Below are 13955 nucleotides of genomic sequence, written 5' to 3'. Positions count from 1 at the left end.
GCTTAGCTAGAAACTAAGCGGCTTTTTCTATCTTCAAATAAGGGTTGGATTAATCTAACCAGAACTCTTTTTTGAACTTAATACCAAACTCACTGCGGTCATTGCTGCGCATGACACCAACAAAGCCACTTTGCTGTAGACGACCTACATCGTACACTTCGTTTAGCACGTTTTCACCGTATAGCGTTACTTCCATATCGCCTTCAGCGTTGGTGTATGAGATGTTAAAGCCTAACAGTTCGCGAGAATCAATATGCTCGCTTGCACGTGTTACAGACTGACCTTGCATGTCTGAGCGGTACGAGTAGCTTGCGTTAACTGCAATCGTTGCACCATGCTCTAAGTCATGGAAGTAAGATGGTGCCACCATCACAGTCCATCGAGGTGTGAGTGCTGGCGCATCGCCTTTACCAATACCAATAACACCTTCATCAACATGGGTAATTTCTGAGTCTAGGTAACCGATTGAGCTGCGTACTGAGAAATCATCAGTAATTGCGATTGTCGTTTCAAGTTCAACACCTTGTGCTTTCGACTCACCTGCATTTTCCACGATAGTGACGAAACCACCGCCAGCAGTTGGGTCGTTGAAAGGTAACGCCAGATCGGTGTAATCCGTTACAAATGCAGCAACCATCATAGATACGTTTTCATGTACTTGGCCTTTGAAACCGATTTCGTAGTTAATCGCTTTAGTCTCATCAAACGCAGCGAATTGATCTGGGCCACCAAATGGACGTGGTGGGAAGCCGCCACTTTGGTATCCTTTTTGGACCTGGGCGTAAACATTGATGTCACGAGTTAACTGGTATGACGCATTCACGTCCCACGTCACTTCGTCAAAGTCTGCGCTGACGTATTTACGAGCACCAAAGCTTGGGAAGAGTGCGTTTGCCTCTTTTTTGTCTTCAGAGTAACGTAAACCACCACCAATGCTGAACAGCTCAGTCACGTCAAAGCTTGCATTGATGTAAGCCGCATAGGCATCGGTTTCTTGGTTGATATCAAAGTAACCGTAGCCACCAAAAGAAGCAGTCTGACCATCGTTTAATAAGCCATTTGGCGTGTTCCACGGGCTAAATACGAACGGACCAGAGCTGGTAAAACCGTCTTCGTTAAAGTAATAAAGACCCGATACAAAATCCCAAGAGTCATAAGTACCGTTTAGTTGTAGTTCAAATGAGTACTGATCTGCACCGCCCTCTTCCGGGAATTCAGATAGATTAAGTGCTACCGCATCGTCATCTAGGCCGCCGGTATATTCAGAGCTACGCTTGCTTGCGATAAATTTAACCGAGTAAACATCACTTGCTTGCCAATCAGCAGTCACTGAGCCGCCCCAACCAGAGTAGTCTGTGCTTTCAATGCCAGCAACCGTTGTTGCCAAGTCATCAGGATTGTTTGGCAGCATAGACTCATCTAGCAATGGGAAGTCACCATTGAAAGGGTCATTTGAATCAAGTGGATCTGTTAACTCGATAGTATACGGTGATTGACCAGACTCGTTCTCAACGCCATCAAATGCAGCAGTGACAACTAAATCATTCGTTGCTTGCCATCTAATTGCTAAGCGACCACTAAACTCTTGCTCTTCGCCGATTTCTTTTTCAGGATTTGCTAAGTTGATTGCTTTACCTACACCATCACGCTCTTTATAAGAAGCACTTGCAGAAAAGCTTAGTGTGTCTGTTAACGTTTGGCTTGTATAAAGATCAGTCGCTAAACGACCGCGAGAACCTATTTTAGCTTCAACGCGTGCAACTTCTTCAGCGCCAGGTTGTTTAGTGATCACATTTACCGCACCGCCTAATGTGTTACGGCCGTACAGTGTACCTTGTGGACCACGTAGTACTTCTACGCGCTCAACATTAGGCAGTGAAAGGTTAGAACCCATCTGACGGCCAAGATATACACCATCAACATAAACACCAACACCAGGGTCTGTTGTGATCACATGGTCTTGCAGACCAATACCACGGATAAATACAGAAGCATGTGCAGCATTACCTACACCATAGCGAGTAATATTTAAGTTTGGAACGAACTTACCAATATCGTCTAGATTGCTGATATTGGCTTTATCAATATCACTAGCACCGATAGAAGTAATCGCAGTAGGCGTTTCGAACAAGCTTTCAGTACGTTTACGAGCAGTCACTTCTATTTTTTCAAAAACTTGTTTTTCTTGCTCCACATTAGCTTGTTCAGCCAATGCAGTACTAGGAAGGGCTACTGCTGCTAACACTGCAGCTGAAATCGCAGATAAACCAAGGCGAGGTAAAACTGTAATCATATAATCTCCAAAGGAATCACCGTGTGTGTACTAGTCGCGAGAGGTCGCAAACTAGAGAAGCAACAAGCTCAGTGTTATTACTTCTAGCCCTGTAATCCGTAAAATCTAAATAGATTTGGACACTACAAATTTTGGGCATAAAAAAAGATGCACTAGGGGCATCTCTTTCCTCTGGAGGGGTATTATAGTCACAACGGGGATAAATTGAAATAATTATTTAATAAAAATTACTTTTGGGGTTTTTGTAACCAAAACAAAACCAATATTGGGAAATTAATTTTTGCAAAAAAACGTTATAGAACAAATAATTATACTAAATAGCAGGATGATATGTTACTAAAGTGAAACTTCTGTCTAGGTTCTTGCCGTGGTGCTAAGTTCGTCTGAAATTTTGAGGCGAGAAAATCTTGTCGATAACAGCGCTACCGCATCCTGCTATTGCCGAGGTACCTATATCCATTTAGCCAAGGCGAAAATTCTGCTATTTAGTTGTTCTACAGGCTTAGTGGCAAACGATAGACGAAAAAAAACCAGCATAAGCTGGTTTTTTTATTTGGTGCGAATGGGGGGACTTGAACCCCCACGGCCTAAGCCACCACCCCCTCAAGATGGCGTGTCTACCAATTCCACCACATTCGCAAATTCGGTGTATTTCCTAACGATTAGTTAGGTACGTCAGAAGCTGGATTTTCTTCTGTCGCTGGCACATCATTTGTTGCTGGAACTGTTGTTGCAGCAGCTGGTGCCTCTAGATTTTCCCACTCATTAGTCTTTTTAATCTGACCTGTAGTTAGGTTACCTAGAACAATACTTAGCACAAAGAAAATCGTTGCTAAGATTGTTGTTGTCTTAGTCATAAAGTTGCCTGCGCCTGATGAGCCGAAAACTGTCGCCGATGCACCTGCACCAAACGAAGAGCCCATATCTGCGCCTTTACCTTGCTGAATCAACACCATACCAATTAGTGCTAACGCCACAATTAAGTAAACAACCATTAGAATTTCGTACATTTACTTATCCTTTTGCACTTCTGCATATAGCTGCGAAACTCTCAGGTTTTAGGCTTGCGCCACCGATAAGTCCACCGTCTATATCGTCTTGTGCGAATAACAATTCACTGTTCTGTTCATTAACACTGCCACCGTAAAGAAGTCGCAGTGCTTGTGCGATTTGCTTGTCATTTTCTGAAAGCAAATCACGTATAAATTTGTGTACTGCCTGCGCTTGCTCAGGAGATGCTGTTTTACCAGTACCAATAGCCCAAACAGGTTCGTATGCTATCACAGAGTGAGTTAGCGCTGCTACACCTAATTTGGTAATAACCGCGTTTATTTGCCTAGCAACGACTTGCTCTGTTTGCCCATTTTCTCTTTCTTCTTCAGTTTCACCAACACATAAAATTGGTGTCAAACCTTGTTCTTGAGCATGTGCAAATTTATTAGCAACATCTTCATCGCTTTCGCCATAAATAGCTCGACGCTCTGAGTGACCAACTAAGGTATATGTTGCACCTAGCGATTTTGCTAGGGACGCCTGAATTTCTCCAGTGTATGCGCCTTCTTTATATTCCGAAACAGTTTGTGTTCCGACAGTAAGCCCTTTACTTGCTGCTTGCTCAATGAGCATGGCAGGAGGAAAAACAATTACATCTGCTTGAAATGCTTGATTGCTTACTGCTTCTGATATTTGGTCAACAAGGGCTTTTGAGCCATTCATTTTCCAGTTACCAGCAACAATTTGCTTTCTAGTTGTCATACGATACTCCGCAGTAGAAAGCGGGTGAGATACTAACTCTACTCACCCGAAGTTACAAGAAATAAATTTAACTTTTGGTTTAATTGCTCATAGATTCAACAACTTCAGCGATTTTTTGGGCAAAATCGATAACTTGCTTCTGTTGCTGAGCTTCAACCATGACGCGAACCACTGGCTCTGTACCAGATTTACGCAATAGCACTCTGCCCTTTCCGGCAAGCTGAGTTTCGACTTCAGCGACGACTGCTTTAACAGCGTCTTGCTCGGTTGGATCATCTTTAGTGCTATAGCGCACGTTAATCATCTTCATTGGGTATTTGCTAAAACCTTCACCCAAATCTTTTAATGTTTTATTCTGCGCAACCATGGCTGCAAGCACTTGTAAGCTAGAGACAATGCCATCTCCGGTGCTGATCAGATCCAGATTTAAAACGTGACCTGAACTTTCGCCGCCAATTTTCCAGCCTTTCTCACCAAGAAGCTCCATTACATAGCGGTCACCGACCTTACTACGCTCAAAAGCAATTCCGCGTGATTTAAGGGCGTTTTCGAGCCCCATGTTAGACATTACCGTACCTACAACACCGCCACCTAATGTGCCATCGGCATGAGCTTGGCAAGCGATAATATAGACGATGTCATCACCATCAAATACATGACCGTCGTGATCGACCATCATGACTCGGTCACCATCACCATCATAAGCAATACCAACATCCGCTTGATGTTCAAGCACGGCTTTTTTCAACGCTTCGACATGCGTTGCACCGCATTTTTCGTTGATATTGACACCATTAGGTTCACACGCAGTTGTGATCACGTCCGCACCAAGTTCACGCATGACACTTGGCGCAATATGATAAGTCGCGCCATTTGCGCAGTCCAGCACCACTTTCAATCCTTCAAGCGATAGCTCTTTAGGAAACTGGCCTTTACAAAATTCGATATAGCGACCATCCGCACTCTCTAGACGCTTAGCTTTACCGAGTTTTTCAGACGCGACACACGTCATCGGTTCATCCAGCTTTGCTTCTATTGCAAGTTCCACCTCGTCAGGGAGCTTTTTACCATCGCCACCAAAAAACTTGATGCCATTGTCATGGTATGGATTATGAGATGCACTGATCACAATACCAGCCTCAGCTCTGAACGTTTGCGTCAAATAAGCAACAGCAGGTGTCGGCATAGGCCCCAATAAAATCACATTGATCCCAGCGGCAATTAACCCAGCCTCTAACGCGGTTTCAAGAAGGTAGCCAGAAATGCGGGTATCTTTGCCAATAATTACCTTTTTGGTACCACGCTCAGACAGCACTTTTCCAGCTGCCCAGCCTAGTTTCATTGCAAATTCAGGCGTAATTGGGAACTCGCCCACCATGCCCCTTACACCATCCGTACCGAAGTACTTTCTTGTTGTCATTGAGTAACTCCATTGACCGACGCTAGCCATACATTAAGCGCGTCGCTTGTTTCTTTTACGTCATGAACACGAATTATGTGAGCGCCTTTCTGCGCACATATCAATGCACCAGCTAGACTCGCAGCTACGCGCTCATGCGTTTCCCGAGTGAGTAGTTGTCCAAACATGGACTTTCTAGAGAGGCCTGTCAGAATAGGCAAATCGAAAGCATGAAACTTGTCCAATCCACCTAATATCTGAAAGTTATGCTCTAGAGATTTACCGAAGCCAAAACCTGGATCTAAAATCAGCCGGTTGGTATCAATCCCAGCTTGCTTGCACGCACTGATCCTAGCTTCGAAAAACTGACTGATGTCTGAAAATAAGTCATCATAGTGAGGGTTATTTTGCATTGAGCGAGGTTGACCTTGCATATGCATTAAACAAATTGGTACATCACTGTATTGAGCTGCGACTTCAAGCGCACCTGGCTCTTGCAACGCTCGAACATCATTAATGATATCAGCACCAGCCTCTATTGCTTGTTTCATTACCTCGGCTTTACTAGTATCTACCGAAATCACACAGTTAGAGTGTGTGCGAATTGCTTTAATAATCGGTATTACGCGCTGTAATTCTTCTTCTAATTCTACGTCTGGCGCGCCGGGACGAGTGGACTCTCCACCTATGTCTAAGATGGTAGCGCCTTGTGAAAGCATTAAATTTGCTTGCTCGATTGCGCTATCAAGGTGAGTAAAATGTCCACCATCAGAAAATGAGTCGGGAGTAACATTTAAAATCCCCATTACCTGAGGCTTATCTAAACTAAGGGTGCGCCCTTTGGGTAAACGTAACTCGTACATTCTATACCTATTTTCTGTAGTCTAAGTTTGGTGATAACGAAAGGCTTATAGCAGTTGATTTAAGTTCTCGCATCGAATGTCATAAAACTTATATCAACTGATACAAAAAAGCCCCGATTGCTCGGGGCTGTCGTATTCTACCTAATCTTATGATTTGTCATCAAGCTCTGAGTTTGATGATGTGTCGTTTGACTGCTCTTCTGCTGGCTTTTCAGCTTTAGGCTCAGGTTTTATTTCTGTTACTTTCGCAGATTCTGCTTTTTTCTCTGGCTTAATGTCATGCGCATCCCTTGGTGGACGAACATCACGACGCTCCATTAGATCATCAATCTGCAATGCATCAATCGTTTCGTATTTCATCAACGCATCTTTCATCGTGTGAAGAATATCCATATTATCTTTTAGGATTTGCTCCGCCCGTTTGTAGTTGCGATCGATGAAATCTTTAATTTCAGCATCAATAAGCTTAGCGGTTTCATCTGACATACCTGACATGCGGTGAGAACCACCACCCATGTACATCTCGCCTTGCTCTTCTAAGTACATCTGTGGACCAAGTTTCGGACTTAAGCCCCACTGAGTAACCATTTTCTTAGCAATATCGGTTGCGCGCTCAATATCGTTGCTCGCGCCTGTCGTTACTTTGTCATCGCCGTAAATCAGCGCTTCAGCGATACGACCACCGTATAAACTCGAAAGCATAGATTCTAGGTGTTGCTTAGAGTGACTTACACGGTCTTGCTCCGGTAAGTACATTGTTACACCTAATGCGCGACCACGTGGAATAATCGACACTTTATATACTGGATCATGCTCAGGCACTAAACGACCAACAATCGCGTGACCGGCTTCGTGATAAGCCGTCATTTCCTTCTCTTGCTCGCTCATCACCATGGACTTACGCTCAGCACCCATCATGATTTTATCTTTTGCGGCGTCAAATTCCGCCATACTTACCTTACGCTTGTTGCCACGAGCAGCAAACAGTGCAGCTTCATTCACAAGGTTAGCTAAGTCAGCACCAGAAAAGCCCGGCGTACCACGTGCAATCACTGACGCTTCAACATTATCGTCTAAAGGCACTTTACGCATGTGAACGTTTAAGATTTGTTCACGACCACGAATATCCGGAAGACCAACCACGACTTGGCGATCGAAACGACCAGGACGTAATAATGCAGGATCTAGTACATCAGGACGGTTAGTAGCAGCAATAACAATAATACCTTCGTTACCCTCAAAGCCATCCATTTCTACAAGCATTTGGTTAAGTGTTTGCTCACGCTCGTCGTGACCACCGCCCATACCAGCGCCACGTTTACGGCCTACCGCATCGATTTCATCGATAAAGATGATACAAGGCGCAGCTTTCTTTGCCTGTTCAAACATGTCACGAACACGAGATGCACCAACACCGACAAACATTTCTACGAAGTCAGAACCGGAAATGGTAAAGAATGGTACTTTTGCTTCACCAGCAACAGCTTTAGCAAGTAGGGTTTTACCCGTACCTGGAGGACCAACCATTAACACGCCTTTCGGAATGCTACCGCCCAATTTTTGGAACTTTGACGGGTCACGCAAGAAATCTACTAGCTCAGTAACATCTTCTTTCGCTTCGTCACAACCAGCAACGTCCGCAAATGTTGTCTTAACTTGGTCTTCACTCATTAGTCGAGCTTTACTTTTACCAAACGACATTGCGCCTTTGCCGCCACCGCCTTGCATTTGGCGCATGAAGAAAATCCATACCCCGATAAGCAGTAGCATTGGGAACCAAGAAATAAAGATATTCGCAAGGAAAGATTGCTCTTCCGGTGCAACGCCTTTGATATTTACGTCGTTCTTAAGTAAGTCATTAACCAAATCCAAATCAGTTAATGGAATTACTGTTTGAAAACGATCTCCACTTGAACGAACGCCACTAATCACGCCGGTTTGACGATCAATACTGACTTCTCTTACAGAGCCATTGCGCACATCCTTTACAAATTGTGTGTAACTCGTTTGGCGATCATATTGTTCGCCACCGTTAAAGCTCTGGAACACAGTCATTAGCACTACTGCAATCACTAACCAGAGTATTAGATTTTTAGCCATATCGCTCAAGGAGTTAACCTCTTGTATCCAAAAAAATTCAAATTCAACTTGATGCTTTCCAACTGTACTACAGTTTGTAGCCCGTCGCCACTACATATACTTCGCGTGAACGAGGACGAGACGCTTTTGGTTTACGGATCTTTACGACCTTAAAACAATTACGTACCTCTTGTACAAATTGATCAAAGCCTTCTCCTTGGAAAACTTTAACCGCAAATGCACCGTTTGATTTTAGCACTTGATGGCACATATCTAATGCTAGCTCGACCAGATACATACTGCCAGATTGATCGGTTGACATATTTCCGCTCATATTTGGTGCCATATCAGAAAAAACCACATCAACATTCTTACCGTTTATTCTATCCAGTAATGCATTTAATACCGCTTCTTCTCTGAAGTCCCCCTGAAGGAAATCAACCCCCGCTAATGAGTCCATCGGTAAGATATCACAAGCAATAACTTGTCCGTCAATATCTACCTGCTCTGCGAGATACTGCGACCAGCTCCCTGGAGCCGCCCCTAAATCAACTACCGTCATTCCTTTACGGATCAATTTATCCTTTTGCTGGACTTCTTCCAGCTTAAAAACCGCTCGTGAACGATAGCCACGTTTTTGGGCTTCATGCACATACGGGTCTTCTACGTGTTCTTTTAACCAACGTTTCGAACTGGCGGAATGTTTTTTATTTGCCATATTAACTACAACTCATTAGTAATATTGTCTAGATGGCGTTAGAATATCGATAATTCAAGCCTTTTAATAAATAAGATTGTATCAATATGACCTTATCAAATAAACAAAAGCAGTTCCTAAAAGGGCTAGCTCATTCTTTAAACCCAGTTGTTCTTCTAGGCGCAAACGGCCTAACCGAAGGCGTCATGGCTGAAATTGAGCAAAACCTGAACATTCACGAACTTATCAAGGTAAAAGTACCAACCAATGATCGTGAAACTAAGAAACTGATTTTTGAAGCAATTGTTCGTGAAACAAATGCACATAAAGTACAAACCATTGGCCATATCATTGTATTGTACCGCCAAAGCGAAGACAAAAAGATCCAGTTACCTCGTAACTAATCTTTGTTGTCTGCGACGTTTTCACCTGAAGACGTCGCAATCTCTTGTAATAAACTTGCTTCTTCCGCTTTTACTTTCTTAATTTCCTGCTCACTCACCTGAGGCAGTAATTTCTTCTCAAGCGCCAATGCGTCAACAATAAAGTCGTTCGTTAACTGATTAATAATGCCACTCTCTGCATTTAACAGTAGACTAAACCCAATTCCAAGCTCTGGAATAATCACCACATCGGTACGATAACCTTGCACCCAGCCGCTATGGTAATAGAGCAACTTGCCATCATAGCGATAAATTCGCCATCCAAGTCCATAGTAAGCTTCTTCTACGTGGCCACGCCAAACACGCCTGCGCAGCTCACGTTTCGTCAACGTATACGGCACTGATTGCTTACTCAAAGCATCTGGTGATAAAACACTTGGATACAGACCTAATTGTGCTTTTAACCACTGCGCCATATCAGCAGCACTAGCGTTTACACCAGCTGCGGGGAGTACTTTATAATAATGCGGCTTTAATTTAGCGGTATGCCAACGCTTTCGCCCTCTGACATGCGGCCACGCAAAATTATCATTTTTTGTCATTTGCTCGTAGCCTAGACCGGCGTCATGCATATTAAGTGGCGCGAAAACAAACTCTTCCATCCAAGTTTTGTAACTAATGTTCGTCGCCTGCTCGATAACATCTCCAATTAAGCTAAACATGACATTTTGATAACCATAACACTCCCCGGGCTTACATAACGCTTTGACTTGCAGTAAGCGCTCAACAATTTGTGGGTAGTCCATGCGAGACTCGATTAAATTATCGTAGGCATTAGGCACTAAGCCACTCGAGTGACTTAACAAATGATAGAGCTTAAGTTGGCTATAATCACCTTTGGCGACTTGCGGCAAATAGCTACCCACTCTATCGTCAATATTAAAATACCCTTCGCTCGCCAATTTAGCCGTTAGACTTCCTGCAAACGTTTTTGAAACCGATGCCAAGCGAAAGCGAGTTTGTTCGTTGACCACACTTCCTTGACGACTTTTTGTCTTGCCAAAACCTTCTGCGTAGCTGCCGTGCTCGACATGCACGACGGATAAAGCAGCACCGGGCACCGATTTTTCTTTTAGTTTGCGCTCGACTTGCTTAGAATAGCTCTTTAAAAATTGTGACCATTGCTGGTTTGGGGTTTTTGCAATCGTTATTTTTGGATAACTAATGCAAAAAAAACAAACTAATGTGAGAATTAGCGACTTCATAATGACTCATTTCATTAACACTCGCCCGCCATACTAACATGATGAATTGGCGGAACTCACTAAATATAAGAAAATAACTGTTTAATTGAGGTATTTTAATGCGTTTAGTGCTAGCAGCTCTATGTACAAGTCTACTTTTTGGATGTGTCACCACAGCGCCATTAGCGCCAAAGTTAGATGTACCTAAGAAGCCACTACTAAAAAAGTCTGTTTATCAAATCAGCTATAGTACCGAACTTAATTCCGCACGAATTAAATCAGTGCAATTGCCCGCTCACCCACTTGCTCAAGGTGACACAGTCTACATCAATGCCGATAAGGTCAGTTTGACTGATACACTGAGAAAGCAGATTGTTGCTTTACTTGAGAAAAAAGGTCTGAAAGTTGTTGCAGCTAAAAACGCAAACTACACGCTAACGATTCATCAACTTGATTTGGAATTTGCAGCTAATAAAACGTACGCACTGGATAGGCCAAGAAATCCACATCCACATATTGCTGAACTTGCTCAAAATTCGCCAGCATTTCAATGTACTAATATTGTAGCTTCTGTCAGTATGCGTTTAGCGCATCAAGCATCATCCGATGTTGTCTGGTTTGCCAAGTCATCGGTAGATAGCGCAGGCTTCCAAGGTATCCCTTTACAATTCACCTTTACTGAAGTGGAAAAAATAGAAAACGAACACGATGTACTGTCGTTTATCGTCGCACAAAATACCGACGAGGCACGCCGTCAACGTGGCGAGAAGCCGGTTGATATTCCTCCTTACAAGGTAACTAAAACGGTTTCACCGCTTGAGAAAACCGCTGGTGCATGTACCCAAACGGAAGTGTCAGCGTTAACTGCGGATATGCAAAAACACTTGGCCGAGAGTTTAATTGAAAAGCTAAACGTTAAGTAACATAAGTACTCGCCAGTTTGACAGAGGTCAACTGCAAGCTGGCGCTACATTTATTTACAGACAATAACGCTTTTAGGATTATACTCGACGCAGAAAAATAAAAAGTTCGGAGTAAAGACATGGAGCAATACGGCACAATCTTATTGGTTGAAGATGATACTTCATTGGCGCAATGGGTCGCCGAATATCTTGATAACCAAGGCTATAAAACACATTGCTGCTATCGCGGTGATGAAGTTATTGAACGTGTTAAGTCACTAGACCCCGACCTTGTTTTACTTGATCTTATGCTCCCTGGTAAGGACGGTATCAGTGTATGCCGCGACTTACGTCAGTTTTATAACAAGCCTGTTATTATGCTCACTGCCAAAGATGAAGAAATGGATGAAGTCATCGGTTTGGAAGTTGGTGCTAGCGATTACGTTATCAAGCCCGTTCGTCCTCGTGCCTTACTCGCTCGGATCAAAGCAAATGTGCGCGCTGCACAAGAAAAACCCCAAGATCATCACGCAGCCAATCACGAACTCGTAGTTGGACAGTTATGCATCGACACTCAAGCTCGCAAAGTCAGTGTTACTGGCCAAGAAGTCATCGTTTCTAGCGCTGAATACCTACTACTGCAATTTTTAGCCAGTCACGCTGGTGAAGTTGTCTCTCGCGATGCGGTATTTAAAGCGACAAAAGGAAGAGAGTATGACGGCCTCGACAGAAGCGTTGATGTGCTCATTTCTGCCTTGCGTAAAAAGTTTAATGATGATCCTCAAAACCCAGAAAAAATTAAAACGGTGTGGGGTAAAGGATATCTACTCGTACCATCAGCTTGGTAATGAAGGTCGCAAGCTAATATCGTGAAGAAACTCTACATCTACTTACTCGCTGGTGCATTGATTTCGATCTTTGCACTGGGTTGGGTGATCGACACCTATAATCAGCAAACCGCTCCTTTAGAAGATAGTTTTGAGTGGCAGAGCAAACTAATTACAGGCCTTGCGAAACAAGTTGCAAATATTGAGCAGGAAGAGCGCGAAAATGCAACGGCTTTAATTGCTCAACAATTCGACATCAACATTCGTTATAAAGATGGCGATACTTTAGCCATGCCGCTCGAATTAAAACAACAGATGTTACTACCTGATGGGTTAGTGATAGAAAACGAGAATGTATATCTGCTAAAAACAACCCCTGAAATGGCGCCTGATTACGTTGAACTTGAATGGGAGCCTCAGGTTGAACAGGCAGATTACGACGTATTGCTGACGTTATTTTTCTACGGTGGCATTTGCGCAATATTATGGTTTATTCTTTCTCCGTTAGTTAAACGCTTGATCGTTCTCAATACTGCAGCAAAACACTTTGCCAGTGGTAATCTAAGCGCGCGCATCGCCCCAAATCATTTCACTTATATTCGTGACTTAGAAAATACCTTTAATCGAATGGCAAGCCAAATAGAGAAGTTGATGGCTGAGAATAAGCTCATGGCCTCCAGTCTTTCTCATGACATTCGAACACCTGTTGCGTGTTTAAGATTTGGCCTAGATGCAGCTTTAGATGAAAGTGATATCGATGCTATTCACGACTATTTGGCGCGCATGGAAAAAGATCTAGATCAAATGGAAGATATGCTCTCAAGCTATCTATCTTTTGCGACGCTTGAACAAAAGTCTCATTTACTCAAGCACGAAGTAACAACCCTATCTCGCTATGGTCAAGACCTGATGCAGCAAATGCAACCAAAGCTGCAAAAGAACCAGCTGTCTGGCCGCGTAGAAATTCCTGAACACTTAATGATCCATGGTGACTTACATTGGCTTGCAAGAACGATAAGTAATTTGATCAGCAATGCCTGTGATTTTGCCACTGCCAGTGTGCTATTAAGTGCACACCGCACCGAGCATTGGCTCATTATTACCGTTGAAGACGATGGCCCAGGGATCGCGAGACAAAATTGGGATAAAGTCTTTAGTCCTTTCTTTCAAGAACAAACTCACCGCAACCGTGCAGGTAAAAGCTATGGCTTAGGCCTTGCAATCGTTGCAAAAGTCATGGATTGGCATCATGGTACAGCCACCGTTAGCCAGTCAGAACGATTAGGTGGCGCAAAATTTGTGCTTTCGCTACCCTGTAAAGAAAAATAATTATTGTAAATAAGTCGCTACACGTCGACTTATCTCATATAGAAATAATCGTGAAAACATTAGCTTATAAGCTAAGCTTTGCTTTTTGAGTGCAACAACTTAATTACGGCTAAATATCAGGCTAAAACTTGCGCTAAATCAAGGTAATTTACTCTTTTTATTTCTTTTTAATTACAGTAGATTG

12 protein-coding genes and 1 tRNA gene are annotated in these 13955 nt (G+C 43.2%); 4 read left to right on the top strand and 9 right to left on the bottom strand.

The features are described from left to right. Positions 1–49: 49 nt before the first annotated feature. The 8 genes from NH462_RS06270 to rlmE form a co-directional block, all read right to left on the bottom strand. A complete protein-coding gene (locus NH462_RS06270; protein WP_045990182.1) occupies positions 50–2293 on the bottom strand; it encodes a TonB-dependent receptor in 2244 nt (747 codons plus the stop codon). A gap of 554 nt (positions 2294–2847) precedes the next feature. After that, a tRNA-Leu gene (locus tag NH462_RS06265) sits at positions 2848–2932 on the bottom strand. 23 nt (positions 2933–2955) lie between these two features. Next, the gene (gene secG / locus NH462_RS06260; protein ID WP_010373860.1) at positions 2956–3303 is read right to left on the bottom strand and encodes a preprotein translocase subunit SecG; all 348 of its coding nucleotides are present in this window, start codon (positions 3301–3303) and stop codon (positions 2956–2958) included. 4 nt (positions 3304–3307) lie between these two features. Continuing rightward, a complete protein-coding gene (gene tpiA, locus NH462_RS06255) occupies positions 3308–4048 on the bottom strand; it encodes a triose-phosphate isomerase (protein ID WP_010373859.1) in 741 nt (246 codons plus the stop codon). A 79-nt stretch (positions 4049–4127) separates the two neighbouring features. After that, positions 4128–5468: a phosphoglucosamine mutase gene (gene glmM / locus NH462_RS06250; RefSeq protein WP_253104905.1), complete on the bottom strand. Its 1341-nt coding sequence runs from the start codon at positions 5466–5468 to the stop codon at positions 4128–4130. Next, positions 5465–6310 (bottom strand): dihydropteroate synthase, encoded by an 846-nt coding sequence (folP, locus tag NH462_RS06245; RefSeq protein ID WP_010373857.1) that lies wholly within the window; start codon positions 6308–6310, stop codon positions 5465–5467. Before folP ends, glmM begins: the two co-directional genes overlap by 4 nt. 147 nt (positions 6311–6457) lie before the next feature. Then, positions 6458–8410, bottom strand: coding sequence for an ATP-dependent zinc metalloprotease FtsH (ftsH, locus tag NH462_RS06240; RefSeq protein WP_010373856.1), 1953 nt, complete (start codon positions 8408–8410; stop codon positions 6458–6460). Positions 8411–8477: 67 nt separating this feature from the next. Beyond that, positions 8478–9107, bottom strand: a complete 630-nt coding sequence (gene rlmE / locus NH462_RS06235) for a 23S rRNA (uridine(2552)-2'-O)-methyltransferase RlmE (RefSeq protein ID WP_095728537.1) — start codon at positions 9105–9107, stop codon at positions 8478–8480. 86 nt (positions 9108–9193) lie between these two features. Here rlmE and yhbY point away from each other — a divergent pair, with 86 nt between their 5' ends. Continuing rightward, complete coding sequence (gene yhbY, locus NH462_RS06230) at positions 9194–9490, top strand: ribosome assembly RNA-binding protein YhbY (RefSeq protein WP_010373854.1); 297 nt, start codon at positions 9194–9196, stop codon at positions 9488–9490. On the opposite strand, the gene NH462_RS06225 is transcribed toward yhbY, so the two are convergent. Then, complete coding sequence (locus NH462_RS06225; protein WP_130126136.1) at positions 9487–10734, bottom strand: serine hydrolase domain-containing protein; 1248 nt, start codon at positions 10732–10734, stop codon at positions 9487–9489. The two genes, yhbY and NH462_RS06225, sit on opposite strands and share 4 nt — an antisense overlap. A 98-nt stretch (positions 10735–10832) precedes the next feature. Between NH462_RS06225 and NH462_RS06220 the strand changes: the two genes are divergently transcribed. The 3 genes from NH462_RS06220 to NH462_RS06210 all read left to right on the top strand — a co-directional run bounded on the left by NH462_RS06220 (position 10833) and on the right by NH462_RS06210 (position 13771). Beyond that, entirely contained in the window at positions 10833–11636 is an 804-nt protein-coding gene (locus NH462_RS06220) for a hypothetical protein (protein ID WP_010605083.1), read from the top strand. A gap of 119 nt (positions 11637–11755) precedes the next feature. Continuing rightward, positions 11756–12463, top strand: a complete 708-nt coding sequence (locus NH462_RS06215) for a response regulator (protein ID WP_010373849.1) — start codon at positions 11756–11758, stop codon at positions 12461–12463. 21 nt (positions 12464–12484) lie between these two features. Beyond that, entirely contained in the window at positions 12485–13771 is a 1287-nt protein-coding gene (locus NH462_RS06210) for a HAMP domain-containing sensor histidine kinase (protein ID WP_253104902.1), read from the top strand. The last annotated feature ends 184 nt before the right edge of the window (positions 13772–13955 follow it).

This window comes from Pseudoalteromonas sp. OANN1, from assembly GCF_024124685.1.
Classification (GTDB): domain Bacteria; phylum Pseudomonadota; class Gammaproteobacteria; order Enterobacterales; family Alteromonadaceae; genus Pseudoalteromonas; species Pseudoalteromonas piscicida.
Note: the sequence above shows the minus strand (reverse complement) of the source record. Positions and strands in the feature narration are given on the sequence as shown.